The sequence below is a fragment of the Streptomyces sp. NPDC051555 genome (assembly GCF_044454405.1).
GTDB lineage: Bacteria > Actinomycetota > Actinomycetes > Streptomycetales > Streptomycetaceae > Streptomyces.
Genome location: NZ_JBITDP010000002.1, coordinates 557,110 through 583,570 on the forward strand (window position 1 = coordinate 557,110; position 26,461 = coordinate 583,570).

Annotated in this window: 18 protein-coding genes and 3 pseudogenes; 12 read left to right on the forward strand and 9 right to left on the reverse strand. The window is 71.1% G+C overall.

The features are described 5' to 3' along the window. Positions 1–104 precede the first annotated feature (104 nt). Genes ACIBEA_RS06975 through ACIBEA_RS06985 form a run of 3 tightly spaced genes read left to right on the forward strand, consistent with a single transcriptional unit; the run spans position 105 to position 2,094 of the window. The gene (locus ACIBEA_RS06975) at positions 105–821 is read left to right on the forward strand and encodes a glycosyltransferase family 2 protein (protein WP_399258770.1); all 717 of its coding nucleotides are present in this window, start codon (positions 105–107) and stop codon (positions 819–821) included. After that, the gene (locus ACIBEA_RS06980; protein ID WP_399258771.1) at positions 818–1,438 is read left to right on the forward strand and encodes a DUF2064 domain-containing protein; all 621 of its coding nucleotides are present in this window, start codon (positions 818–820) and stop codon (positions 1,436–1,438) included. Before ACIBEA_RS06975 ends, ACIBEA_RS06980 begins: the two co-directional genes overlap by 4 nt. Further along, positions 1,435–2,094: a methyltransferase domain-containing protein gene (locus tag ACIBEA_RS06985; protein ID WP_399258772.1), complete on the forward strand. Its 660-nt coding sequence runs from the start codon at positions 1,435–1,437 to the stop codon at positions 2,092–2,094. The genes ACIBEA_RS06980 and ACIBEA_RS06985 overlap by 4 nt, the downstream gene beginning before the upstream one ends. A gap of 120 nt (positions 2,095–2,214) precedes the next feature. On the opposite strand, the gene ACIBEA_RS06990 is transcribed toward ACIBEA_RS06985, so the two are convergent. Together ACIBEA_RS06990 and ACIBEA_RS06995 are read right to left on the reverse strand one after the other, a co-directional pair. After that, positions 2,215–2,826: a zinc-binding dehydrogenase gene (locus ACIBEA_RS06990; RefSeq protein ID WP_399258773.1), complete on the reverse strand. Its 612-nt coding sequence runs from the start codon at positions 2,824–2,826 to the stop codon at positions 2,215–2,217. A 297-nt stretch (positions 2,827–3,123) separates the two neighbouring features. Next, a pseudogene (locus ACIBEA_RS06995) lies at positions 3,124–3,312 on the reverse strand (molybdopterin-binding protein); the annotation flags it as partial. Positions 3,313–3,426: 114 nt separating this feature from the next. On the opposite strand from ACIBEA_RS06995, the gene ACIBEA_RS07000 reads away from it, so the two are divergent. After that, entirely contained in the window at positions 3,427–4,830 is a 1,404-nt protein-coding gene (locus ACIBEA_RS07000; RefSeq protein ID WP_399258775.1) for a glycosyltransferase 87 family protein, read from the forward strand. Here ACIBEA_RS07000 and ACIBEA_RS07005 read toward each other — a convergent pair. The 5 genes and pseudogenes from ACIBEA_RS07005 to ACIBEA_RS07025 form a co-directional block, all read right to left on the reverse strand. After that, the gene (locus ACIBEA_RS07005) at positions 4,814–5,767 is read right to left on the reverse strand and encodes a sigma-70 family RNA polymerase sigma factor (RefSeq protein ID WP_399258776.1); all 954 of its coding nucleotides are present in this window, start codon (positions 5,765–5,767) and stop codon (positions 4,814–4,816) included. The genes ACIBEA_RS07000 and ACIBEA_RS07005 overlap by 17 nt on opposite strands. A 19-nt stretch (positions 5,768–5,786) precedes the next feature. Next, complete coding sequence (locus tag ACIBEA_RS07010; RefSeq protein ID WP_399258777.1) at positions 5,787–6,986, reverse strand: NAD(P)/FAD-dependent oxidoreductase; 1,200 nt, start codon at positions 6,984–6,986, stop codon at positions 5,787–5,789. 1,214 nt (positions 6,987–8,200) lie between these two features. Next, positions 8,201–9,415: an alpha/beta hydrolase gene (locus tag ACIBEA_RS07015; RefSeq protein ID WP_399258778.1), complete on the reverse strand. Its 1,215-nt coding sequence runs from the start codon at positions 9,413–9,415 to the stop codon at positions 8,201–8,203. 235 nt (positions 9,416–9,650) lie between these two features. Continuing rightward, positions 9,651–10,219, reverse strand: a pseudogene (locus ACIBEA_RS07020) (response regulator transcription factor). Continuing rightward, complete coding sequence (locus tag ACIBEA_RS07025; RefSeq protein WP_399258779.1) at positions 10,216–11,460, reverse strand: sensor histidine kinase; 1,245 nt, start codon at positions 11,458–11,460, stop codon at positions 10,216–10,218. The pseudogene ACIBEA_RS07020 and the gene ACIBEA_RS07025 overlap by 4 nt, the downstream one beginning before the upstream one ends. 523 nt (positions 11,461–11,983) lie before the next feature. Between ACIBEA_RS07025 and ACIBEA_RS07030 the strand changes: the two genes are divergently transcribed. The 4 genes from ACIBEA_RS07030 to ACIBEA_RS07045 all read left to right on the forward strand — a co-directional run bounded on the left by ACIBEA_RS07030 (position 11,984) and on the right by ACIBEA_RS07045 (position 16,421). After that, entirely contained in the window at positions 11,984–13,495 is a 1,512-nt protein-coding gene (locus ACIBEA_RS07030; protein ID WP_399258780.1) for a hypothetical protein, read from the forward strand. Beyond that, complete coding sequence (locus ACIBEA_RS07035) at positions 13,489–14,115, forward strand: hypothetical protein (RefSeq protein WP_399258781.1); 627 nt, start codon at positions 13,489–13,491, stop codon at positions 14,113–14,115. The genes ACIBEA_RS07030 and ACIBEA_RS07035 overlap by 7 nt, the downstream gene beginning before the upstream one ends. Before the next feature lie 373 nt (positions 14,116–14,488). Next, the gene (locus tag ACIBEA_RS07040; RefSeq protein ID WP_399258782.1) at positions 14,489–15,718 is read left to right on the forward strand and encodes a GNAT family N-acetyltransferase; all 1,230 of its coding nucleotides are present in this window, start codon (positions 14,489–14,491) and stop codon (positions 15,716–15,718) included. 274 nt (positions 15,719–15,992) lie between these two features. After that, a complete protein-coding gene (locus ACIBEA_RS07045; RefSeq protein WP_399258783.1) occupies positions 15,993–16,421 on the forward strand; it encodes a hypothetical protein in 429 nt (142 codons plus the stop codon). 292 nt (positions 16,422–16,713) lie between these two features. Here ACIBEA_RS07045 and ACIBEA_RS07050 read toward each other — a convergent pair. Together ACIBEA_RS07050 and ACIBEA_RS07055 are read right to left on the reverse strand one after the other, a co-directional pair. Then, a pseudogene (locus ACIBEA_RS07050) lies at positions 16,714–16,992 on the reverse strand (integrase core domain-containing protein); the annotation flags it as partial. 112 nt (positions 16,993–17,104) lie between these two features. Beyond that, positions 17,105–19,213 carry a SpoIIE family protein phosphatase gene (locus ACIBEA_RS07055; protein ID WP_399258784.1) on the reverse strand — a complete coding sequence of 703 codons (2,109 nt, stop codon included), beginning with the start codon at positions 19,211–19,213 and terminating at the stop codon, positions 17,105–17,107. 675 nt (positions 19,214–19,888) lie between these two features. Between ACIBEA_RS07055 and ACIBEA_RS07060 the strand changes: the two genes are divergently transcribed. From ACIBEA_RS07060 to ACIBEA_RS07075, 4 genes are all read left to right on the forward strand, one after another. Next, complete coding sequence (locus ACIBEA_RS07060) at positions 19,889–20,824, forward strand: cyclase family protein (RefSeq protein ID WP_399258785.1); 936 nt, start codon at positions 19,889–19,891, stop codon at positions 20,822–20,824. Positions 20,825–20,923: 99 nt separating this feature from the next. Beyond that, complete coding sequence (locus ACIBEA_RS07065) at positions 20,924–23,731, forward strand: SpoIIE family protein phosphatase (protein WP_399258786.1); 2,808 nt, start codon at positions 20,924–20,926, stop codon at positions 23,729–23,731. Between the two features lie 97 nt (positions 23,732–23,828). Further along, positions 23,829–25,394, forward strand: a complete 1,566-nt coding sequence (locus tag ACIBEA_RS07070) for a sugar ABC transporter ATP-binding protein (RefSeq protein WP_399258787.1) — start codon at positions 23,829–23,831, stop codon at positions 25,392–25,394. Next, complete coding sequence (locus ACIBEA_RS07075) at positions 25,391–26,437, forward strand: ABC transporter permease (RefSeq protein ID WP_399258788.1); 1,047 nt, start codon at positions 25,391–25,393, stop codon at positions 26,435–26,437. The genes ACIBEA_RS07070 and ACIBEA_RS07075 overlap by 4 nt, the downstream gene beginning before the upstream one ends. Positions 26,438–26,461 lie beyond the last annotated feature (24 nt).

Sequence of the window (26,461 nt, forward strand, 5' to 3'; positions counted from 1 at the left end):
GCGGTGCCGTGTCGCCCTGGCCCTGCCGCCGTGCGATGCGGTGTCCGCGTTTCGTAAGGTCTTCGGGCGCCCTTCTTCGCCCTTCGCTTCCTACGGTGTGGAGGGTGACTCCTTCTGCTTGTCGTCCGCCCCGCGCGGACCTCGTACTGCCGTGCCTCGACGAGGCGGAAGCCCTCCCCTGGGTGCTGGCGCGGGTGCCGGCCGGGTGGCGGGCCATCGTCGTCGACAACGGCTCCACCGACGGCTCGGCCGACATCGCCCGATCCCTCGGCGCCACCGTCGTGCACGAGACCCGGCGCGGCTTCGGCGCCGCCTGCCATGCCGGGCTGCTCGCCGCGAGCGCCGAGCTGGTGTGCTTCTGCGACTGCGACGCTTCCATGGACCCCGGTCTGCTCGCGCCCATGGCCGAGCGGGTCACGGCCGGCGAGGCGGATCTCCTGCTCGGCCGACGCCGTCCGCAGGGACGCGGCGCATGGCCGCCCCACGCCCGTGCCGGGAACCTGGCCCTCGCGCAGATGCTGCGCCGCCGCACCGGACTGCGGCTGCACGACCTCGGACCGATGCGGGTGGCGCGCCGCGAGGCGCTGCTCGGCCTGGACCTGACCGACCGGCGCAGTGGCTATCCGCTCCAGATGGTCGTGCGAGCCGCCGACGCGGGCTGGAAGGTGGCCGAGACGGACATCCCGTACCTGCCCCGCTCCGGGAAGTCCAAGGTCACCGGGACCTGGCGGGGCACCTGGCATGCCGTACGCGACATGCGCAAGGTCCTGGCCGAGCCGCCGGGCGCCCACCCCGCACCGGCCGCGGGGATCTCCGCATGAGCACTCTCCTCGTCATCGCTAAGGCCCCCGTCGCCGGGCGCGTGAAAACCCGGCTGACCACACAGTTCACCCCGCAGCAATCGGCCGACCTCGCCTTGGCCTCGCTCCGGGACACCCTCGCGACAGTCCTGGCCACCCCGGCCGACCGGCGCGTCCTCGTCCTCGACGGACAGCCGGGTCCTTGGATCCCGGACGGCATCGAGGCCGTCCCGCAAGGGACGGGCGGCCTCGACGTCCGACTGGCGGCCGCCTTCGCCCTGACCGACGGACCGGCCTTGCTGATCGGCATGGACACCCCGCAGATCACCCCCGGGCTCCTCGCACTCGGACTCGACTTCACCGAGGCGGACGCCTGGTTCGGGCCCGCCGACGACGGCGGATTCTGGGCCCTCGGCCTCGCCAACCCCGACCCGGCCCTGCTGCTCGGCGTCCCCATGTCCGTGGCACACACCGGCGAGGTCCAGCGGCGGCGGCTGACCGATGCGGGACTTTCCGTACGGGACCTGCCCGAGCTGTGCGACGTGGACACCCCCGCCGACGCGCGACGGGTCGCGGCCGCGGCCCCGCACACGCGCTTCGCCGCCCTGCACCACGGTCTGTGCGCGGTGACCCGGTGACCGCCCAGCTCGCGGAACCGGCCGCCCGTACCTGGCAGGCGGACCCGTACGCCGACGCCCTGCGCAGCGGCCGGGGCCCGCTCTACCTCCGTCGCCACGACGGCTGGCTGTTGCCGCTTGAGGTCGAGCGGTGGTGCGCCGAACCCGACGCGGCCGACGACACCGTCCTGGCCCGATGTACCGGGCCCGTCCTCGACGTCGGCTGTGGACCGGGCCGTCTGGTCGCCGCCCTCGCCGGGCTCGGGCACACGGCGCTCGGCGTGGACGTCACCCCCGAAGCGGTGGCCCGCACCGTACGAGCGGGCGGCAGCGCCCTGTGCCGGTCGGTGTTCGACCCGCTTCCCCGTGAAGGCGCCTGGGGCACGGTCCTCCTCATCGACGGCAACATCGGGATCGGCGGCGACCCCGCCGCCCTGCTGTGCCGCACCGCCGAACTGACAGCACCCGGCGGCTCCCTGCTGGTCGAGGTCGCCACCGCCGACGTCGACGAACGCGTCGAGGTCCACGTCGAGGACGGCAACGGCGGCCGCGGAGCCTCCTTCTGGTGGGCCCGGCTCGGCACCCGCGCCCTGCGCGCCGAGGCGGAGGCCGCGGGCTGGACCCCGTACGACACCTGGCAGACGGCGGGCCGGTACTTCATCCACCTCACGCACTGACGGTTGCCGAGCAGCGAACCGCTGGGTGGGATCCGCAGCGGTGCGGATCCCACCCGGAGTCGCTGACCCTCGACCAGGCGTCCCTCGGCGGGCTGAAGGAAGGTCCGGGAGCTCTGGGACTCAGCCGACGGTGACGACCATCTTCCCGAGGGCTTCTCCGGCCTCCATGGCCCGATGGGCCTCGACGATCTCGTCGAACCGGAAGACCCGGGTGGGGCGGGCCCGCAGGACACCGGCCTCGACCTTGGCGTAGATCTCGTCCAACGGCACGTCGTTGAGCGGGAAGGCGGGGGTGCCCAGGACGAAGGCACTGCCGAAGAAGCTGAGCCGTACTCCGCTGGGGAGGTCGGCGATCGGGTCGAAGTCCCGTACGGGCTCGAATCCGCCCAGGAAGCCGAGCTGGCAGACCCGGCCGCGCGGCCGGACCAGGGCCAGCGAGTCGCGCAGGACGCTGTTGCCGACGACGTCGAACACCGCGTCGACGCCGAGTGCCCGCTCGGCGACTTGGGCGGCGAGGGCACCGTCGTCGATGAGTGCGTCAGTGGCTCCGAGCTCCTTCAGCAGCGGCACCCGCCGCGGGTCCCGGGTCGTGGAGAGGACGGTCGCGCCGTGGTCGACCGCCAGGTTGACGGCGGCCTGGCCGAGCGAGGAGGTCGCGCCCCGCACCAAGACGGTCTCGCCCGGCCGTAGGTCGAGGTTGCCGAACAGGCCACTCCACGCGGCCGCGTACACCTCGGGAACGGCCGCCAGAGCGGGCCCAGTCCAGCGAGGAACTCACGGCGACCACGTTGGTCGACGGGACGGTCACCAGCTCCGCGTAACTTCCGTTGTGGGTACGCCCCATGCCGCCGAGGATCGCCACCACCCGGGCCCGGCGGGGAGTTTCCCGGACGGGTCGGCCTTCACCACGCCCGCGCACTCGATCCCCGGGACGGCGGCGACCTTCCCTCAGGCGCCGCTGCGCATGTAGGCCTCGGCGTGGTTGAGGCCGAACGCCGCGACCCGGATCAACACTTCGCCGTCGGCGGGCACCGGGTCGGGCGGCAGCGAGTCGGCCAGCCATCCGGGCGGGTGCTGGATGTAGTGGCTCAGCACACCGGTCGCGAAGCAGACGGCCATGGCCAGGCCGAGCCAGCGGCCGATGGCGGTCGCGGTACGGGCATCGTGCAGGCGCGCCTTGAAGGTGACGGGCGGCCCGGAGGGCAGGGTGAAACGCATGCCCCCATCACACCCCCGGCGAGGCCCGAGCAGGCTGCCGGAACACCTTACGAATCACGGACATCCGCGACGGCGCGGCCCAAGGGAGAGCCGATCCCTGGAACGATCCCGCAGGTGAAACCCCCTACCGCCCTCACCCCTCGCGCCGCTCTCGTGACCACCGCCCTCGCCCCTGCCGCACTCACGACGCTCCTCGCCCGCACCCTCATGTACGGGGGCTATTTCAGCGACCCCGTCGGCCTGTTCTGCTGGTACGCGGCCTGCTGGGTGCTCTTCAGCGTCGCGCTGCTGGCTCTGCGCCGGGTCCCGGCCAGCCGCGTCGCGTGGCTGATCGCCGCAGGGGCCGTCGCAGTCACGCTGACCGGGCTGCTGGGGCCGCCGCGGACCAGCACCGACTCCTACCGCTACGCCTGGGATGGCCGGGTCCAGTCCGCTGGCATCTCCCCGTACGACCACGCCCCACAGGACCCTGCGCTCGCCCGGCTCCGCGACCCCTGGCTCTTCCCCACCGGCGCCGCCTGCACGGGCCCCGACCTCGCCCCGATCCCCCACACCGGCAGCACACCCCACTGCACCCGCCTCAACAGGCCCGCCGTCCACACCATCTATCCGCCCGTCGCCGAGGCGTACTTCCTGGCCGTCGACCGTCTCTCCCCCGCCAACTCCCGCCACAAGCCGCTCCAGATCGGCGCCGCCCTGATCTCTCTCGGCGTCACGGGCGCGCTCCTGCTGATCCTGCGACGGCGCGGCGACGACGTGCGCAAGGCCGCGTACTGGGCCTGGTGCCCGGCCGTCCCCATCGAAGCGGTCAACAACGCCCACGCCGACGTCCTGGGCGTGCTCCTCGCGGTCACCGGCCTCGGACTCGTCGCCTCCCAGGCACTGACCCGGCGGGCAGCGGGCGGAGTACTGATCGGCGCCGCCATCGCCACGAAGCTGATGCCGGCCGTCATCCTCCCCGGCGCGCTGTCCGGGGTCCGCCGCGTCCGCGACGCGGCCGCCGTACTACTGCCCGCCGCGGCCTTCGTCGTAGTCGCCTACCTCCCGTACGTTCTCCTGTCGCACGGCTCGGTCTTCGGCTACCTCGGTGGCTACGTCGAGGAGGAGGCTTACGACGACCCCTCGGCCGGGTCCCGCTACTCGCTCCTGCGCCTGGTACTACCGGACACCTGGGCCTTCCCCGTACTGCTCGCCGTCATCGCGGGCGTGTCCCTGTACGTGATGTGGCGCGGAGACCCACGACGCCCCTGGAGCGGCGCCCTCCTGGTCACCGGCTGGGCCTTCCTGCTCCTCACCCCCGGCTACTCCTGGTACGCGCTCCTCCTGATCGCCCTCGTCGCCCTGGACGGACGCTGGGAATGGCTCGGCATTCCCCTCGCGGGCGCCGCCGTCTACGTCCTCGCCCCGACGTTCCACTTCCAGCCGGCGCTGAGCAACATCGCGTACGGGGCCGCGGCTGCCCTCGTCCTCGTGCTGACCTGGTTCCGCGGCCGGCGCCGGGTCACCACTCGACGATGAGCGGGGTTCCCTGTTCGTGCTGCCGCCAGGCTTCGGTGAAGCGGACGAGACGGGAGGGGGCGGCTATGCCGCGCACGGTTGCGATCTTGCCGTCCGTGATGTCGAACGTCACGGCGCCGACGACCTTGCCGCCGGGTACGAAGAGGATGGCGGGGGCGCCGTTGACGAGCGCGAAGTGGACCTCGGAGACCCCACCGGCGAGTCGCTGCTTCGCGGGCGTGGGCTTGAAGCCGGCCCGTGCGATGACGGCGATGCGCTCCGGAGTGTCGTACCGCAGCAGCTTCTTGGTCAGGCCGGCGCCGTCGGAGATCGCGGTCGCATCGTCGGTGAGCATCGCCACCAGCCGTTCGACGCGGCCCGAGGAGGCGGCGGCGAGGAACTCCTCAACGATCCTGCGGGCGGATGCCGGGTCGAGTTCACCGCCGCCGCGGCGCGCCGTGGTGATGTGGCGCCGGGCCCGGTGAAGGTGCTGCTGGCTTGCGGACTCGGTGATGTCGAGGATCTCGGCGATCTCGGCGTGGCCGTATGAGAACGCTTCGCGCAGGATGTAGACGGCCCTCTCGAGGGGTGACAGGTGTTCCATCAGGGTCAGTACGGCCAGGGAGACCGTTTCGCGCTGCTCGAACGTGTCGGCCGGGCCGAGCATCGGGTCGCCGTCGAGGAGCGGTTCGGGCAGCCAGGCGCCGACGGTGCGTTCGCGGCGGGTCTGTGCCGAGCGGAGCCGGTCGAGGCACAGGTTGGTGGTGACCTTGGTCAGCCATGCTTCCGGCACCTTGATCCGCTGCCGGTCGGCGGCCTGCCAGTGCAAGAACGCGTCCTGCACGGCGTCTTCGGCGTCGGCGGCAGAGCCCAGCAGCCGGTACGCCAGCGAGGCCAGCCGGTTGCGGCTGGCCTCGAACCGACTGGTGTCGAAGCGGTCAATGGCGGTGCTCTCCACGGGGATTACCCTAGGCGGACTACGCGGCCACCTTTGCGGCGGCCCCATCCGGCGCGGCGGCCAGGTGGTGCTTGCGCTTGGGCAGGCCGAAGGTCGGGTGCGAGGTGGTCCACAGCGACATCCTGACGATGCCCGCCTTGATCCGCGCGGCCTTCCGACCACCCACGTACTTCGGCTTCGCCCGCGCTTCCCCGTCGACCATCTGCAGGATCCCGTCCCGCCGCCCGAGGCTGATGTGGTTGCCCGGGTAGCCCAGCTTGACGTTCGCTACCTTGCTGCCGGTCAGGCCTCCCACGATGGCCTTCATGGCCTGCATGCCGGTGAAACCGGCCGAAGCGCAGGACATCGGCAGCGGCCGGCCGTTTTCGCCGAGGGTGTAGACGCTGTCGCCGGCGGCGTAGACGTTGGGGTGCGAGAGCGACCGCATGGTGCGGTCGACGACGATCCGGCCGTCGTCGGTGACCTTCAGCCCGGCTGCGGCCGCGATGGGGTTAACCGCGAACCCGGCCGTCCACACGGTCGCGTCGGACGCCAGGGCGGTCCCGTCGGCGCACAGCACCCGTGTCGCTTCGACGGCTTCGACGCTGGTGTGCTCCAGGACGGTAATGCCCAGCCGGTCGCAGGCCTGGCGCAAGTGGCCGCGGGCCCCGGCGCAGAGCGGGGCCCCCAGCTCTCCGCGGGCGACCAGCGCCACCGACAGGCCGGGCCGGGACTCGGCGATCTCGGTGGCGGTCTCGATGCCGGTCAACCCGTCGCCGACGACCAGGACGGTCCCGCCTCCGTCCCGCCTGCTCAGGCTGTCCAGGCGTTCGCGCAGGCGCAGCGCCGCCGGACGACTGGTGACGTGGAAGGCGTGCTCGGCCACGCCCGGGAGGCCGTGGTCGGCGACGCGGCTGCCGAGCGCGTAGAGCAGCGTGTCGTAGCCGAGCTGGCTGCCGCCGTCGGCGTCAGCCACGGCGACGACCTGGCGCTCGGGGTCGACGGCGGTGACATGCCCCAGGCGCAGCCGTATCCCCGTGCCCGCGAAAACGTCGACGAGCTTCGGAGCCTCGATCTCCTGGCCGGCCGCGAGCTGATGCAGCCGCAGCCGCTGGACGAAGTCCGGCTCGGCGTTGACCACGGTGATCTCGGCGTCCGCCGGGGAAAGCCGACGGGCCAGGGTCCCGGCCACGTAGGCCCCGGCATAGCCGGCGCCGAGGACGACGATGCGGTGCTTCATCTGATGCTCCTGTCGGTTCGCTTGCCTCTCAGCGACTTGAGCGGAACAGCGCCCCGATTGCTGACAGGACCCGCGTGTGACATGGACCACAGCACGCGATGGCGTCGTCCATCGCTGCCCGCGACGCCGAGGAGGCGCAGATACAGGCCGAGCTGAACGCGTGGCCCTGGGGCGCCTGCCTCGGCATGCTCCCCTCCGGCGCTGGCGCCTCCAGGCCGCTTCTTCCGGATCAGTAAGCCCTCGGGGAGGCAGGACTATTGCCCGGCCGCCGGGGCGTGGGGGAAGTCAGGTGTCCTTGCACCGCCATATCGCCCACCCGTTCGACGAAGCGCAAACCAAGATCCGGACCACTTCCGGACCAGCCCTGTCCAAGAAGCCCTACCAACTGTCATTTTTCCTGGTCAGCCTGGGTGCACCTGCTGTACCACCAGGAGACGAAGAACTTGTTGGTAAGTTATTCACCCAAGAAGCTCGGATTCTTCTAAGAAATTGAGCACGGTGCCTGACATCCTCGATGCCGATGCCGATGCCGATGCCGATGCCGATGCCGATGCCCGGCAGCCCGGGGAGGATGATGACGCCTCTTTGAGGATGTCCAGGCGTCGCTTGGCGAATGCCGCATCCCGCTGCGCGATGAAGTCCAGGGCCGTGGGGGGTGAGGATCTCCTCGAAGCGAGGGCCCGGAGCACCGAGAACCTCGATACGTCGGGAGGGTGCTGCCGCGGCTGCGGGCTTCGCTGTCACGGAACTCTCCTTCGCGAGACGTGTCCAGAAACGTCCCGGCAACGGGACGCGGACGCGGACGCGGAGAAACGACACAACGGGCGGCCCACGTCGCGGAACTACCGCACCTGCCGCTCGATGTGTGCGCCGACCCGCCCACGGAATCGTCCGCGTACGGGCAGGGGCAGGTCTTCGGACCGGCGGGCACGCCGACCACTCGGGCAGACACGGGACCAGCGCGATTCCTGTCGGCAACTTGACGCCGGATCCGGGGTCAGCCGACGTGGACGTGGGGGCCGCGCGAGCGGTCCGGTTCGGCCTCGCGGGTGACGGGGGCGACCTCGCCTGGTCCGAAGACCAGAGTGAGGACACGACAGCGGCCGTACAGCACCGCTCCGCGCGCCCATTGCCCAATCTCCAGCCGCCCGGCCCAAGCTTGACTTCGCACAAGGGCCTGGCTGAGATCGTGCCGCCGCGACCGCAGGGCGGTGTTACGCGTCTTTGCTGAGGAAGTCGAGGAGGATCTGGCGGCTGGTCTGTGAGGTCAGGCTGCCGTAGGCGTCGTCGAACGCGTGCTCGGTGAAGGGCAGTTCATTCACCGTTGTGTCGACGCCCTCGGCTCGGAGCGAGGCGCCGAAGTCCTTGATGGTTTCGGGGCGGGAGCTGCGGTCGCGGTCTCCCACGACGAGCAGTGTCCGCTGCAGACCCGTCCGGATGTCGGTGGTCGGGGAGACCTCGCGGTAGCGCTCGGGGTATTGGGCGGGCGTGCCGCCCGTGAACAGCTCTGCGGCCTCGCGGGTGCCCGCGGCGTCGTCCTTCCACATGGTGGTGACATCGGTGCCGGGGTAGAAGCCGACCACCGAGAATGGCGGCTTCGGGGTGGTCCCGTCGGTGGCTTGCATGGTGCCGTTCTGAAGGCGGTAAGCCGTGTTCATGGCGAGGGTGCCGCCGGCCGACATGCCACCCAGCGAGATGCGGGAGCTGTCGATGCCGTACTGGTCGGCGTGGTGCTGCACCCAGCCCAGGGCGGTCATGAGGTCGTGCGGGGCCTTGTCCCACGTGGGGCGGTCGGGGGAGGCCAGCCTGTAGTCGACCGCTATCACGGCCACACCGTGGTCCGCCAGCCAACGGCCGGTACCACGCAGGTCGCTCTTGTCGAAAGTGTGGAAGCCTCCGGCACGGGCGAGCACGATGGCCGGCGCCTTGTTCCCCTGGCCTTTCCCGGCCAGGTATATATCTGCTTCGAGTACCTCGCCGTCACGGGTGGCATACATCTGGGTTGTATCCGGCGTGGCACCCCCGGAGGAGGCGAGCTGGCCGAAGACCTGGCTGAAGGAGATCTTCGTACCGGCGTCGCGAGCGGCAACGAACTGAATGCTGCCGACGACCAGACCGGCGATGGTGGACAGAGCGGTCACCGCGGTGAGGACACGCCCCCAGCGCACCAGGCCGCTGCGCCAAGCCAGGGCTCCCAGGGCAGCGCCGGCCAGGGCAAGGAGTGCGACGTGTAAGGGGTACTGTCCGCCGACGACCGGGCCGATCACGCCGGCTTTGGGGACAGTCGGAACGTATGCGCCCAGCATGATCGCGCCTGTGAGGAAGGCCAAGATCGAGGCGATCGAAGCGGCTACGACACGCAGAAACCTCTTGATCTTGCCAGGAGGCGTGGCCTGCGAGGCAAGTGATGGGCGTCGGGCTATGGACATGGTTGCGGTCCTTGGGTGGGCGTGGTGCGGGAGGCAGACGGTGCCTCCCGACTGGACGCCACAAGGTTCGCTTTCAGGGCCGGTGATCTGCGTCCCCCGGCGGAGCCAACCTGCCGCGTAGCTCTCCAGGGCTACGTCGACGCCCGAGGAGCCGTTCCGGCTGTCGGCAGGCATGACCGCATGCCGTCCCAGGTCGGGACCGTCCAGGGGCTGGGAGCGGCATGGGCACGCAGGGCTACGGGGCGGCCCGGAGCAACGGTGCCCAGCGGGCCGCGTCGCCGGGGGCGACCAGGCCGGATTCGTAGGCGAAGACGGCGGCCTGGGTGCGATCGCGCAGCTGCAGCTTTCGCAGGATGCGGCCCACGTGCGTCTTGACCGTCTCCTCGGCGACGACCAGCACCTGGGCGATCTCCGCGTTGGAGAGGCCCTGTGCCACCTGTTCGAGAACTTCGGTCTCGCGGTCGGTAAGGGCATCGATGCGCACGCCGGTCGGCCGCTTGGCACCAGGACTCACGCGGGAGAATTCGGCGATGAGCCGCATGGTGATGTCGGGTGCAAGGAGAGCCTCGCCCCGGGCCACTACCCTTACGGCTTCCGCGAGCTGGATGCCTCGATGCCGTCCGTGCCGGGCATCCGGATGTCCATCACGATCACGTCGGGTGTCAGTTCCGCGGACCGGGCGACGGCCTGCGTGCCGTCCTCGGCGGTGGCAACGACCTCGATGTCGGGCTGGGCGCCGAGCAGGACGGAGAAGGCGTCCCGGACCATGGCCTGGTCGTCGGCGATGAGCACGCGGATGGTCATGCGCAGATCTCCTTGCCGGCGGCGGGCGCGATACAGGTGGGCAGCGCCGCGCTGACCTCGTAGCCGCCGTCGGGGGTGGGGCCGATGGCCAAATAACCGCCGAGCATTGCGATGCGCTCCCGCATGCCGATGACACCGTGCCCGGCCCCGGGTGAGGGGGCAGCGGGGAGCGCGGCAGGCCCGTTGACGACCCTCAGACCCAACGCATCTCGTGCATAGGCGAGTTCGATGCTCGTCTCGGCACCGGGGGCATGGCGCAGAATGTTGCTGAGGGCTTCTTGGATGATGCGGTAGGCCGACAGTTCCACGCCCGGGGGCAGATGGCGGGCAGTGCCCTCGATCCGGGTGGTCGCGGGAAGGCCGGCAGCGCGTACGTTGCCGAGCAGCCCGTCAAGCTGTGCCAGGGAGGGCTGCGGGCTGGTGCCGGTCGTGCTGTCGCCGGGGCCGTTCGACCGCAGCAGACCCAGCATGTGGCGCAGTTCGGCCAGTCCTTCCAAGGCGTTGGCGCGGATCGAGGCCAGCTCAGTGACCAGTTCTGGTGGTGGAGCCTGGACCCGATAGGGCGCGGCATCGGCTTGGATGGAGATGAGTGACAGGTGATGGGCCACGACGTCGTGCAGCTCGCGTGCGATCCGAGTGCGCTCTTCCAGGACAGTGCGCAGTGCTCGTTCCCGGGCCGTGGCGGCGATCTGCTCGGTGAGGCGTGCGTGGTCCTCGCGTCGGCCGCGTACCACGGCTCCGATGAGCACGGCCAGAGCGAACAGCACGAGGGCCCCGGTGATCATCTTCCATGAGCCGACGGAACAGCCGGACAGCTTCAGCAGAACAGCCAGCAGGGTGCTGAGTACGGCCGCAGTGATCGCCGAGAGCAAGCGCACCCGCAGCGCGAGAAAGAAGAGAACCCCTGCGTGCACCATCCACACGTAGATCTGAGTGTCGTGGGTGGGCGGATACTCCAACGTGATACCGGTGACGAGGGCCATCGACAGCCACCAGGCGGACGTCGGCCAGCGCAGGGCCACCAGCAGCATGGCCGCGTGCCCGATGGCCGGGATCGGGGCGGTCGCGCCCGCCGCCGCGGCAGTCAGAGCGGCTGCGAGCAACACGAGGCCGTGGGGTAGCCAGCGTAGCCAACGGGGCCAGGCCAGAGGTGGCATAGGGCAGCCTCGTATGGTGATGAGGTCAGCCCGCAGGATGCGAAGGCTGGGGAGGTCCGCCATCGCGGCGGTCGTCTCGGACACGTGTTCATTATCGGACATCGCAAGTACTCCGGTGGGGTGTCCGAAAGCGAGGCGTTCGGCGAACGCGCCGACGTACACAGGCGCGGTGACGAAGATGGCCGGCAACCTCCGCCGCAGCTGCGCAGATCGTTTCACTGGTTCATGACGTCTTCCATTCCGAGATCCGCAAACGAACCTACGGGCCGGCCCCTTGGTCAGCATCCCGCTGGAGAGCCATATCAGCGTGTAGCTCTTCAGGGGGACGAGAGGCTCGTCGAACAGGACTACGGCGTGACGCCGCGCTGCCGCCCTGCGCCCCGGAGCCGATCAACGCCTGCCGACGGGCTACCGACGGTTGTGTGAACGCCCGGTCCGACCATCCGGGCAGACCGTGTGAGGCGCTGTCAGAGCCCCGTGTCAGGATCCTCCCCAGGTCGGTGACGTCGATGCCGTCCCCGGATGCGACCCATCGGGGCGCACCCGGGGCAGCCTGGCGCCCGGCCCGGGCCACCCACCCGGGGCGGCGCGTCAAGAAGGGGTGCGGATGGACATCGACGGCGACGTCGCGGAGGCGTGGCGCCCGGCCACACCGCTGTCACGGCTGCGGGAGCTGGCAGCTCAGGCTCCGGGGCCGGCCCGGATCGTGGCGTCCCGGATAGGGCTGCCGGCCGAGCTGGCCGAGGAGGTGGCCGTTCGGGCCGTCGCGGGCGGCCCCGACTGGTTCGGGGTGCTGCGCGCGCTCGCCGCCCACCCGGCCACCTCGGCCGAGCGGCTGGCCGAGCTCGCCGCCCACCCGGAGGAGTCGGTGCGCCGGGTGGTGGCAGTGCACCGCGCGACCCCCAAGGCAGCACTCAAAGCGCTGGCCCGGGACGGATCGGCAGCGGTGCGCCGGGCCCTGGCCGGACGTGAGAAACTCCCGCGCGAGGCGGCCGCGCTGCTGGTCACCGACACTTCCGCCGAAGTCCGGCTGACCCTGGTCCGGCGGATCGACGCCCGGCCGGAGCACCTGTGGGCCCTCGCCACCGACCCGGACGCGCGGGTCCGTCGGGTGGTGGCCGCACTCGGCCACGCCGGCGACGCGGACCTCACCGACCCGGACCCGGGGGTGCGCCGCAACGCCGTCAACAAGCGCTCAGCAGGAGAACTCGCGCCGCTGCTCGACGCCCTGGCGCAGGATCCCGACACCCGCGTCCGGGAGCTGATGGGCCAGCAGTACCACAACCGCACCCCGGCCGTGCTGGCCCGACTCGCGGCCGACCCCGAACCGTGCGTCCGGGCTGCCGCGGCGGCCAACGCGTTCACCCCCGTCCGGCAGCTCACCGAACTGGCCGGCGACCCGAGCCTGGCCGTGCTCGTCGCCATCAGCCAGAACACGACGGCCCCGCCCGAGACACTCGCCCGGCTGGTCGACACGATCACGCGCTCGTTCGGTGACAGCGAGAGCATCGCGGACGGGCAGGAGCAGGACGTCCAGCGCCTCGCGTATGCGGCACTGGAGCACCCCGCCACCCCGCCCGAGTCACTGCGCGCGCTGCACGCACTGGGCCTGTGGCCGTACTTCCACCCCGGGAACGCGATGGACCAGCCGAACTGGCCGGCGGACCTACTGGTCGAGTTCGGGCTGACGTACTGCGCGGGCACGGTGTCGGGCAAGGCGGAAATCGAGAGCTTCGCGACGATCGACGACGCCCGGCACACCGAGCCGCTGGGGGACGTGCTCGCCGCCATGGCCCGCAGCCCGATCTACTACTTGCGCCGCGCCGTCGCCAACCGTCACACCCCACCGGAGGCGCTCGCCGAATTCGTCCGCGACCCCGCCCGCGCCGAGGACACCAGCCTCCTCAACGACATCGCCAAGAACCCGGCGACCCCGGTCGAGATTCTGCTGGCCTGGGCCGAGGCGGGCGTGCGCCAATACGGCATGCTGAAGAATCCCGCCCTGCCCGAGCCCGTGCTCGCCGCCATCGCGGCGGGCACGGACGCCTCGGACGCCGCGCAGGCCCGCGCCATGCTGGAGGTCGGGGCACTCCGGGCCGGAACGGAGACCCCGTGCTGACCATGTCCTCCTGGCGGGCCCGGTTCGACCGGCTTGCCGACACCTCCGCGGTGGCCGAGCGGCTGGGCCCCCACGCCAGCATGGCCGACTACCTCCAGGACACGAGCATCGCGTGGTACCGCCACCAGGGCGATCTGGTGGTTCCGGAGGACCTCGACCTCGACATCGCGCTGGTCGTCGACGGCGACCTGATCGTGCACGGCTTCCTGGACGACTACGTCTCCGACATCGGCATGCTGGTGGTGCTCGGCGACCTGGTGGTGCGCGACCTGGTCTCCTGGGGCTCGGTGTACGTCGCGGGCGACCTGCGGGCCGAGGGCATCGTCTACGGCTACTACAACGACTTCACCTTCGAGGTGGAGGGCAAGGTGCACGCCCGGGCGCTGGTGCTGAGCGACAAGTCCGCCTCCTACCGCGCGGGCGAGCTGGAGGTGGAGGTGGAGTCCTACTCCCCGCTCAAGGAGCAACTCCGGGCGGCCCGCTACATCTTCGTCCCGCAGGTGTACGACGGCGGCGCGAGGCGCGCCAGGCAGGGACGGCCGCCGAAGCTCCGCCGCCCGAGCTACCAGCGGGTCTGCCGCCGACTGCGGGAGGGTAAACCGCTGTTCCGCAGCGCGTAGAAGCGCCGCGTGCTCCGTGACGACAGCCTTCCCCAGCGCGGCGCCGTCCTCATCCGGCCTCGGGGGTCGCTTGAACCGAGGTCGGCACCGAGATTGATCACGCTGGCTGTGGTGGTCGGAGAGACGGCCTGCGCAGTCGGTGCGCAGCAGTCCTCGCCCTGCCGGGCATCGCGGCGTTTCTTGAGGGCGATGGCAAGGACGACGAGGGCGGCAATCGGGTCGGCCCAGATCCAGCCGAGGGTGGCGTCGGCCAGATCCGCGAGCAGACGCCAGCCGGCGCGGTTGACCACCCCGTACCCGTCGGCGCTGACGACGAGCTGCGAAAAACTTGTTGGACGGGTTGGCTGGGCGATGCCAAAGTCTGGCTGTGACCATGACCAACGAATATTCCGAACCTGTTTCGTTGCTCGACGGCCTCGCCCTGCGACAGGCGAGGCCCGCAGATCTCGACCAGATCGGCGCGCTCCTGTCCGAGCGCGGTGAGCCGGACGACGCCATCGACCACCGGCTGGTGGTCACCGACCCCGACGCGGGCTTGTCCTCCTGCGCCGTGGTCGTCGACGGCGACCGGGTCGTGTCCACCGCGACGCTCCTCGACGAAGAGGTGCGCATCGGAGGCGTCCGCCTGCCCGCCGGCCAGGTGGAACTGGTCGCCACCGACAGCGAATACGAAGGACGCGGGCTCGTGAGGGCACTCATGCACTGGGCCCACGAGCGTTCCGCCGCCCGCGGCCACCTCGTCCAGGCCATGATCGGAATCCCCTACTTCTACCGGCTGTTCGGCTACGAGTACGCCATCGACATACCGCAGGCTCTGAAGGTGAACGCCCTGCCGCCCGGCGATGGAACAGCCACGCTCCGTGCCGCCCGGCCCTCCGACATCCCCTCCATGGCCGCCCTGCAAGCCTCGGCCCAGAGCGGGTTCGATGTGACCATGCCGCACTCGGCGGCGTGCTGGCGATGGCTCCTGGACCACGAGGCGAGCAACCTCTGGGTTCTCGAGCACGCCGGCACGGTCATCGCCACCGCGCGCACCACGCCCCCCGGTGAGGAAATGCTCCTGGCCGAGGCCGCGGCACGCGACGAGGCGGCGGCACGGGACCTCCTGAGCGGCGTCGCCGCCCTGGCACCCGGTGACCCGATACGGATCGTCCACCGGGCAGGCACCGTGACAGGCAACGCGTGGCAGGAGTTCATCGACCACGAACCGCACCGGAACGCAGAGCAGTACTACATCCGCGTCCCGGATGTCGCAGCGCTCCTCGACAGGCTGCGTCCGCTGTTCTGGCAGCGCCTCACCGCGGCCGGGATCGACCGCACCGGCAAAGACATCGTCATCTCCACCTTCGGCGCCCACCACCGGATTCCCGTGCTCGCCAACAGGCTCGGAGAGGTCGCCACCGGCGGCCCGATACAGTCGCCGGGAGCTGTGGAAGGCGCCGGTGTGGCGCCCGACCATCTGGCCGCCCTGCTGTTCGGCCCGCACGGGATGGAAGGACTGACCCGGATCCGCCCCGACGTCTACTCCGCGGACGAGGAGCTGTTCCAGGTGCTTTTCCCTCCACTCACCGCCGACGTACTCAGCTACTACCTCCCGTACTAGCCTCCGTCTTTCCGTTGGGTTCTCCTCCAGCAGGAGCAGCGAGGCGTTCGACCTTGCCGCTCGTCCGGGGCCGATAGGGCCGGGGTCGCTTGCCGCGTTGCGGCAGCTCGTTGCCCGGGGACTTGCGCAGCTACTGGGGCCCTGCCTGACCGCGCCGGGAGCACCGGCGCTCAAGTCCAGGCCTGGGCTTCTGCGCCTCCATGGCACTGGCGGACGAAGTGCCCATGGATGTGGGCGGCGAGCCACCGACCCTGGCCCGGATAGGGTGATGATCATGGACAAGATGGACTATAGCCACCACAGTCCTGATGATGTGAAGTTGGTTCAGGAAGCGGCCGCAGTCGCTGTTTCCTGGGCTCTCGGGGGAGAGCTGACGCGCCAGCAGTCAGATCTGTTGGCCATCGGCTACTACATGAACGGCCCCCAGGCGGTCGATGATGCGGAATGGGTCCACGACTGGCAGAGGGCCCTTCGTGGCGTCCTTGAGGGTGCCACCGACAGCGAGGAGAGCCGGCAGCTTGTGGCTGCGGCGAAGGAGACGGCGCTTCGGGACATGCAGAATCACCTGCGTTACGTCGTCGATATGGATTGGTGGATTCGCAGCAGGGACTGGCCGGGTTACCACGAAGCCCTACGAAGGATCATCGCCGCCGACGGACCGGAAGCCCAGGAGGCGAAGGGTCCGGCCGGCGCCGAGTTGTAGTGCCAGGCACCCGGCGGGACGTCCCCGCCCGGGAACGCGGGTGCGGTCGTCCAGGTCAGGTTCCGATGGAGGCGACCACGGCCGGACTCTGTTCCGTTGCGCCCACCGCGACTGTCGGGCAGGCCCGCTTGTGCTGAGCCGTCTCCATCCGGCTCATGCACCGCGTTCAGCGGTCGCTCTCCACCCGACGTCGGCTCAACGCCGAACACTCCACCCATGCTGGAGAGATGCCCGCCTCACGGCTGTCCGTGACCCGCTTCGGGGTGGCGCGCATGTCCCATAGTGAGCGCAGAGTGTGTTGTCCGAACAGGTTGGTGACGCGGCTGGCGGGTGCCTGGCCCCTGATGCCGGTGTGGGGTCGGTGGTAGTTGTACCACCGCAGCCAGTCGATGAACGGATCCTGGCGTTGCAGGTCCGAGGTGTGGGGCTTCTGGCAGGCTCGTGCTGCGAGCAGGGTGCGGTGGAAGCGTTCGACGTTGCCGTTGGTCCGGGGCCGCCAGAGCCTGGTCCATCGTGGGCTGATGCCCAGCTCACGGCAGGTCTGGCGCCAGGTGTTCTTGTTGTAGGCCCAGGGACCAACTCCGCAGAACGCCGGTGGTTGCCGGCCTCGGTGTGGAGGCCATCAGCCGACTGAGCACCAGCTCGGCCGTTAGCGGTGGAACCTTGTGCAGGGGCATCGGGGATCACCGCTGACGGGGCTCAGAGCCGAGTGTGAAGGGTTGCGTCTGGCAGACGAGCAGAGCGACGTCGTCTGGGTCTTCGGGACGCCGGAGTTCGCGTAGGAGCCGGTCACAGGTCTCTTCCAGAGATCGGTCGGGCACGTCGAGCAGGGCGAGGAGGGTCCCGAGGCGTTCGTCGATCGGGTCGTGGCGGGTTTCGACCAGCCCGTCGGTGTACAGGACCAGTTGGTCGCCGGGGCCGAGGCCGAAGGTTTTGGTCTCGAAGGGGACACCGCCGACTCCCAGCGGTGTGCCGGTGGGCAGGTCGAGGAGTTCGGGGCGCTTCCCGCTGCGTACCAGAGCGGGCGGTAGGTGGCCGGCGTTGGCGATCCGGCATTCAGCGCGATGGGGGTCGTAGACGGCGTAGACGCAGGTGGCGATGTAGTGCTCCAGCCCTGTGGTGATCTTGTCAAGGTGCCGGAGGACCTGATCGGGGGCGAGATCGAGGTCGGCGAAGGCGCTGGTGGCCGTGCGCAGCCGGCCCATGGTGGCGGCGGCGTCGATGCCGCTGCCCATGACGTCGCCCACGACGAGTGCGGTCTTGTCGCCGTCGAGGGGGAGGACGTCGTACCAGTCGCCGCCGATCTCGTACGAGGCCTGCGCGGGCCGGTACCGGGAGGCGATCTGCAGGCCGGGAAGGTGCGGCGGGTGGCTGGGGAGCAGGCTGCGCTGGAGGGTCTCGGCGGCGTTGCGCATGGTCTGGTGCGTGCGGGCATTGTCGATGCACACGGCGGCGCGGGAAGCCAGCTCGACCGCGAGGGCGAGGTCGTCCTCGCCGAAGGACACCGGGTTGCGGGCCCGCGTGAGCCCCAGGAAGCCGAGGATGTCACCGCGTGCGATGAGCGGGACCGACATGTAGGAGTGCACGCCGGCGCGGGCCAGCAGTGCGGCAGCGTGGCCGTCGCGGGCGATGCGCGCCAGGTCGTTGTCATCCGCGTGGGAGATCAGGATCGGGCGGCCGGTGCGTACGGTCTCGGTGGCCACGCGGTCGGCGGCGTAGGCAGCGATCTCGCCGGGCGGATCGGCAGCCTGGACTGCTTCAGTCGCGTAGGCCGCCCTCACCGCGAGCGCGCGAAAGAGCGCAGCGCCGCCGTCCCTGGGGGCAGGGCCGGGGCGGCGCTCATCCAGGACGGAGTCGAGCACGTCGACCGCGACCACGTCGGCCAGCTCGGGGACGACTACCTCGGCCAGCTCCCGGGCGGTCTGTTCCACCTCCAAGCTGGTGCCGATCCGAGCAGAGCCGTCGGCGATCAGGGCCAGGCGCCGCCGGGCCTCGGCAGCCTCCATGGCCGCCTGGTAACGATCCGTGACGTCCACTACCAGGTCGGCGACCCCGAGAACCCGCCCACGGGGGTCCTCCAGCCGGTACAGCGAGATCGACCATGCGTGCTCGTCCGGGTCGCCGGGTGTGCGGCCGACCACGGTGGACTGGTCGACCATGGGCAGCCCGGTCTTCAGGACCTCCTTCATCGCGGCCTCGGGCACCCCGAACTTCGCGGCGGTCATGATTTCGCGGTAGTGCCGGCCGAGGTGATCCTTCGCGGGTATGCCGTGCATCCGCTCCAGGGCGGGGTTGACCGTCACGTACCGCAGATCGGTGTCGAGGATCGCCAGCCCAATGGGGGACTGGGAGACCAGCCGGGTGGACAGCGCCACGTCCCGCTCCAGCTCACGCAAGGTCGACTCGTCCGCGCCGAGCCCGAGGGCATAGAAGTCACCGCGGTCGTCCAACAGCCGCATGTTGCGGAACTCCACCAGGCGAGTGGTGCCGTCCTTGTGCCGAATGGGGAACGTTCCGGCCCAGCCCTCACCGGTCTCCATGACCTGGGCGAACAGCTTGATCATCAGTTCCCAGTGCTGTTCGCGTACGAACAGTGACGCCGCGTACCGCCCCAACGCCTCTTCGGCGGGGTAGCCGTACAACTCCTCGGCCTGCGGGCTCCACAAGACGATCCGACCCTCGGCATCCAGCAGCACCGCCGCGACACCGAGGAGATCCATCAGCCCGCTCGGCTGCGACGCACTTCCCTCCGGCTGACCGGAATCGGCCCGACCCCCCTCGGTTGCGCTCATCGCAGGCTCTCCTTTCACCTGCCGGCATGGCGCGGGCCGTCCCCTGACGCCGGACCTGGCCTGCCTCCTGCGTCTGTGGGCGCTTCGGCTTCCATCGTCCCCCCGGAACGACCGACCGCACCATCCGGAGGCACTCGTGATGCCTCTACCCTCGCCCTTGCACGCGTGCGGGCAGCCAGGGATGCCGCGCGCCGGGGGCCCACCCAACCGACGGACAAGAGAACCTAATAAAAGCGGGTAAGTAGGGTTTATTCCGGCACTGGCGGGCAATGCTGCTGGTAGGCCTACGAGGCGAGCGAGGGAGTTCGACCGGAGTAGCCGACTGAGGCGGAACCAGAGGTTGTTGTTGTCCGCCGTGGCCGACGTCGACGGTAGGGCTGAGAGGCCCGAGGGTCGGAAGACCTGAAGGCGACCCCCATCACCTGATCCGGACAATGCCGGCGCAGGGAGCCCGTTTCGTAGGTCCTTCCACGTCTCGGGCCCCCGTCCCGCCACGTCTCGGGCACCTCCGAAGTCAGCCAGCCGCCCTTAGGGGGCCCAGCCGGGCCGGACGGGCCGCAGCAGGGCCACCACTCCGGTCGACGCGTCCCCTCGGGTGTCCGACCGCTGCCAGGACCGGGCAGGGATGCGAAAGGGCGGGCCGCCGCCCCCGCACACCTGGAGGGCCGCGCAGCCATGAGCACCCACCCCCCGGAGGTTCCCCGGGTCTCCCGTCAGGAATTCGACGCCCTCTTCGCCGCGGTCCGCACGTGGGGCCGCTGGGCCCCGGCCGACCGGGGCGCCTGGAACCGGGTCACCCCCGACCACGTGCGGCGGGCCGCCGCCTTGGTCAGGGACGGTACGACGGTGCCGCTGGGGCGGCCCTGGAACACCCGGCCCGGCCCCGACAACACCAAGCCCGCCCTGCACTACATGTCCGACCTCGGCGATGTGGAGCCGCCGGAACCGGCCACCCACAAGGACTTCCTCGCCGTCGATTACCACGGCAAGGCCGTCACCCACCTGGACGCGCTGTCCCACATCGCCTACCGGGGGCTGCTCTACGGGGGTCACCCGGCGCAGGACGTCATCAGCTCCGGAGGTGCCCGCTTCGGCTCGGTGGCGGCGCTGGGCCCGCTCGTGACCAGGGGCGTGCTCCTCGACCTGCCCGCCGTCATCGGGGCCGCCTGGCTGGAGCCCGGACACGCGGTCCGTGCCCGTGATGTCATCGCCGCCGAGCGGGCGCTCGGCGTCGCGATCGACGACGGATGTGCGGTGCTGCTGCGCTCCGGCCGGTTCCGGCGCCGCCGCGAACTAGGTCCCTGGGACGTCGACGTGGCGAGCGCGGGCTTCCACGTGGACGCGATGCCGCTGCTGGCCGAGCGCGCGGTCAGCCTGCTCGGTGCGGACGGGGACAGCGACGTTCGGCCATCCCCGGTCGAGGGCCTCCACTCCCCCGTCCACGCCCTCGCCGTCGCGGCCATGGGGGTGCCCCTGCTGGACAACCTGGACCTGGAGGCGTTGTCCGCGGCGTGCGCGGAAGCGGGGCGCTACGAGTTCATGATCGTCGTGACACCCCTCGACATCCCCGGCGGGACGGGATCGCCGGTCAATCCGGTCGCTCTCCTGTGACGGGTCAGATGGCCGGGAATATACTCAAAACGCACTTCTTCAACTTTCATCGGACGGATCGCTACTGATCAGCACACCCGGCAAAGGAAAGTGATGCAGATGGGGGCCACGGGAGAGCAGATCGGCCCGGCACGCTCCCGTGAGCGCTTCCTGGTGGGCGATTCGGTCGAGACCGGGGTCCGGAGTCCGATCCTCGACTCGTGGCTGCGCTGCCGGCTGCTGGGACTATCGCCGGACGAGACCGAGCTGCCGTACCGGGACGACTTCGATCCGGACAGCAGGCTCGTACGTGCCGCCGGACCCGTCCTCGACCAGCTGCAGTCCCGGTTCTCCGGCAGCCGGATGAACGTCTCGCTCGCCGACGCGAACGGCACGGTGCTGCAACGCCGTTTCGGCGAGCTCTCCCTTGCCCGGACCCTGCCCCCCATCCAGAGCGTGCCCGGCTTCGTCTTCGCCGAGCGGTTCGCCGGAACCAACGGCATCGGCCTCGCTCTGGCCGAACGGGGCCCCATCCAGGTCTACGGCGCGGAACACTTCGCCGAGCGCGCCCAGTCGAACGCCTGCTGCGCCGTACCCATCCGCGACCAGCTCAGCGGGCGCATCGCGGGCGTGCTCTGCTTCGGGTACCCGCACGCCTACGAGCACCCGGCCCTCCCCGTCCTGCTCCGCCGGGCAGCCGAGACGATCGAACGGCGGCTGACGGAGCAGAGCTCGGCGCGCGAGCGCGGGCTGCTGCGGGCGTACGTCGATGCCGAACAGCGCGCTCTGACGGACGCAGGCGCTCCGGACCGGCACCACGTCGGGCCGACCGTCCGGGCGGTCCCGACCGAGTCGGCCGGGCTGGACCAGCTGGACGAACTCGTCGATCTCGAGCTGGACCCGCACGATCAGACGATCCTCAAGGAGAGGGCGGCCGAGCTGATCTCCTCGTTCCGGCGGGCGGCCGTCGACGTGGCACTCCCCCACGGCCGGGAGGCCACCTTGCTGAGCCGCCCGGTCACGAGCCGGTCCGGGGTGGAGGGAATGGTCGTCGAGGCCGTGCTCAGCAGCGGAACGCCGCCGGTCCACCACCTCTCCGTCTCGCCCCACACCGGCCCCTCCCACGCCGGACCGGCGCCCGAGGGACCGCAGCCCGCCGAACCAGCACCCGAAGGACCAACGCCCGCCACCGGGCCCCGACCCGGCACGGTCCGCGGCCTGGTCCTGGTGGGCGAGCCCGAAGTCGGGAGGTACGCCATCGAGGCGCGGCGGCGCCTGGAGCTGCTGGCCGAGGCCAGCACCCGCATCGGCACCACCCTGGACGTGAGCCGCACCGCCCGGGAGCTCGCCGAGATGGCGGTCCCGGCCCTGGCCGACTACGTCACCGTCGACCTGCCCGACGCCGTGCTGCGCGGCGACGACCCCGCCGGTCCCGGGACCGACCTGTACCGGACGGTGGTCCACGGCATCCGCGACGACTGCCCCTTCTACCCGGTTGGACGGCATGTGGAGCTCCGCCCCGGAAATCCCCTCATGCGCTGCCTGAGCGAAGGGCACGCGTTCCTGGAACCCGAGCTGAGGTCCGCGCCGGGCTGGATCGCACAAGACCCAGAGCGCGCCCGGCGGGTCATGGCGCACGGCGTGCACTCCCTCATCGCCGTCCCGCTGCTCGCCCGCGGGGTCCTGCTCGGCATCGCGAGCTTCTACCGCTCGCAGGACCCCGCCCCCTACGGGGACGACGACAGCCGGCTGGCCCAGGAACTCGCGGCCCGCGCCGCCCTGTGCCTCGACAACGCCCGCCGCTACACCCGGGAGCACACCCTGGCCCTGGCCCTGCAGCGCAGCCTGCTCCCCCGCGTTCTGCCCGAGCAGGGCGCCGTCGAGGTCGCCCACCGCTATCTGCCCGCCGAATCCGGCGTGGGCGGCGACTGGTTCGACGTCATCCCCCTGTCCGGCGCCCGCGTCGCCCTCCTCGTGGGCGACGTCGTCGGCCACGGGCTGCACGCAGCCGCCACGATGGGGCGGCTGCGGACCGCCGCACGCAACTTCGCCGAACTGGACCTCGTCCCCGACGAGCTCCTCACCCACCTGGACAACCTCTTGGTGCGCCTGGACCGTGAGGAGGGGGACGACCACCCCACGGGCAGCACCGGCATCGTCGGCGCCACATGTCTGTACGCCGTCTACGACCCCACCTCGCGACAGTGCACCATGGCCCGGGCCGGCCACCTCCCACCGGCGCTGGTCCATCCCGACGGCACCGCGTCTTTCCCCGACCTGCCCGCGGGGCCCCCGCTGGGCCTGGGCGGTCTGCCCTTCGAGACGGCCGAGATCGAGCTCCCCGAGAACAGCACGCTCGTCCTCTACACCGACGGGCTCGTCGAGGATCGCCACCGGGACATCGACGTCACCCTCGACCAGCTGCGGCGGACCCTGGCCCACCCGGACCGGACTCCCGAGGACACCTGTCAGGCGGTCATGGACGCCATGGCGCCCGAGCACCCTACCGACGACATCGCGCTGCTCGTCGCCCGCACCCACGTCCTGCCCGCCGACCGGATCGCGACCTGGGACCTGCCTGCCGATCCCGCGCGGGTATCCGCCATCCGAGCCGCCGCGCTACGCCAGCTCGCCCACTGGGGGCTGGACGAACTCGCGTTCTCCGCCGAGCTGCTGCTGAGCGAACTGGCCACCAACGCGGTCCGCTACGGCACCGAGCCGATCCAGGTGCGCCTGATCCACGACCGTGCACTGATCTGCGAGGTCTCCGACGGCAGCAGCACCGCCCCGCACCTGAGGCGGGCGGCCAACACGGACGAGGGCGGCCGGGGCCTGTTCCTCGTCGCACAGCTGGCCCGGGCATGGGGCACCCGCTACACACCCGGCGGCAAGGTCATCTGGGCCGAATGCGCCCTGGATTCGGCATAACCGACGTCATACACGGTGTTGCTCCTTTGCTGCCAGTAACATCCCCCCTGTCCCAGCCTCCCGAGAGGGGGATCCGAGGCCGCCCCCGGAGACGTCCGTGCATGACGCCCATGACACTTCCGACACCTCGACGAGCCGCCCGCCCCGGCGCTCCGCCAGGGAACCGCTCGTGCGGGTACACGGCCTCGTCAAGCGGTTCGGCGGCACCGTCGCGCTGGACGACGTGAGCCTCGACATCCACCGCGGCAGCGTGCTCGCCCTCCTCGGCCCCAACGGCTCCGGGAAGTCCACGCTCATCAAGGTGCTCGCCGGCGTCCACCGGGCCGACGAGGGCCAGGTGACGGTGGCCGGGCACCCGCTCGGTTCCGAAGCCGCCTCCGGGAAGATGTCCTTCATCCATCAGGACCTCGGCCTGGTCGAGTGGATGACGGTCGCCGAGAACATCGCCCTGGGGAAGGGCTACCCGCGCCGGCACGGCCTGATCTCCTGGCGGCGGACTCGGGAGCAGTGCGCCGAGGCCCTCTCGATCGTCGCCGGGCACCTGGGCGCCGACGCCCGGATCACGGACCTCGCGCCCGCCGAGCGTTCCCTGGTGGCCATCGCCCGGGCCCTCGCGCGCCGCGCGGAGCTCTTCGTCCTCGACGAGCCGACCGCCACGCTCCCCGCCGCGGACTGCGCCCGGCTCTTCGACGTGCTGCACACCCTGCGCGACCGGGGGCACGGCATTCTGTACGTCAGCCACCGGCTCGACGAGGTGTACCGGGTCGCGGACGCGTTCGCCGTCCTGCGCGACGGCCGGCTGGTCAGCGGAGGGCCGATCGAAGGGTACGGCCCCGCCCGTCTGGTCCGTGACATCGCGGGCGGCGTACCGGCGGGGCGCGGTCCTGCCCCCGCCGTGCCCGCGGGCCGTCCTCCCGTACTGAGCCTCGACGCCGTGAGGACGCAGCGCACCGGGCCCGTCAGCCTCGAACTGGCGCCCGGGGAGATCCTCGGCCTGGTCGGGCGGACCGGCGCCGGCCATATGCATCTGGGCCGCGCCCTCGCCGGCGCGCTGCCGCTGCTCGGCGGGCGGACACTGCTCGACGGCCGTCCGTACCACCCGCGCTCCGTGGCCGCCGCCCTCGGCCGGGGAGTCGGTTTCGTGGCCGCCAACCGCCAGGAGGAAGGCTGCGCACCCGATCTGACCGTCCGGGAGAACTTCCTGGCCAACCCCCGAGCGGCCGGTGTGCCGGCGTGGCGCTGGCTCAGCCCCCGGCGTGAGCGGCGCGAGGCGGCCGCCCTGATCGAACGGTTCTCGGTGCGTCCCCGCGACAGCGAGGTGCCCCTCGCCACCCTGTCCGGCGGCCATCAGCAAAAGGTCATCCTCGGCCGGTCGCTCCGCGGGCGGCTGCGGCTGCTGATCCTGGAGGAGCCGACCGCGAGCGTGGACGTCGGCGCCAAGGCGGCGGTCCACCGGCTGCTCGAAGACGCCGCGGCCGAGGGCCTGGCGGTCCTGCTGGTCTCCACCGACTTCGAGGAGGTGGTGGGGCTCTGCCACCGTGCGCTGGTCTTCGTGGGCGGATTGGTAACGGCCGAGCCGGCCGGTGCCGCGCTCACGCCGACCGAGCTCACCCGGGCCGCCTCGGCCATGCCCTCGATCACCGGCAGCACGGCGGGCCCGTGACGCGCTGGTCCCCCAGGGGGCATCACTTCATCGGGAGCTACGGCCTGCCGGCCGTGACCGTCCTGCTCTTCCTGGTCTTCTCCGTCGCCCTGCCGGACACCTTCCCCACCCGGGACAACGTGTCCTCGATCCTTTCCAACCAGTCGATCCCCGCCCTCCTCGCACTCGGTGCGACGGTCCCCATCGCCACCGGCAAGTTCGACCTGTCCATCGGCTACGGGCTGGGGCTGGCGCACGTCCTGGTGATGCGCCTCATCGTCGACGAGGGGACGCCCTGGCCGCTCGCCTGTCTCGCCGTCGTCCTCGGCGGGACGCTGGTCGGCGTCCTCAACGGGGTCATCGTCGAGTTCGCCCGGATCGACTCCTTCATCGCCACGCTCGGCACCGGGAGCATCATGTACGCCGTCACGGGATGGCTCACCGAGGGCAGCAGGATCGTGCCCGGTCCGGACGGCCTGCCGGCTTCCTTCACGGCCCTCTACGACTCCCGGTTCCTCGGCCTGCCGCTGCCCGCCTTCTACGTGCTCGCCGCCGTCACCGCCCTGTGGGTGGTGCTGGAGCGGCTGCCGTTCGGCCGGTACCTGTACGTCGCCGGCTCCAACCCCCGTGCCGCCGGCATCATCGGCATCCCCACCCACAGGTACTCCGTCTACGCCTTCGCCGGATCGGGCCTGGTCGTGGGCTTCGCAGGGGTCCTGCTCGCCGCGCAGCAGCAGATCGGCAACCCGAGCGTCGGCCTGGAGTATCTGCTCCCCGCCTTCGTCGGCGCGCTGCTCGGCTCCACCACGATCAAGCCCGGCCGCGCCAACGCGTTCGGAACCCTCGTGGCCGTCAGCGTGCTCGCCGTCGGGCTCGCCGGAATCGGCCAGCTCGGCGCCCAGTTCTGGGCCACCCCGCTGTTCAACGGGGGCACCCTGCTGATGGCGGTCGGCCTGGCCGGCTACGCGGCCAGGCGGCGGCTGCGCACGCGCGGCGCGAGTGACCGGCACCCGCCCGACGACCCGCCCGCGCCGTCGGCGTCGCCGGCAGCCGACTCCCCGTAGACCCTTCAGCGCACCCCCGGTCAG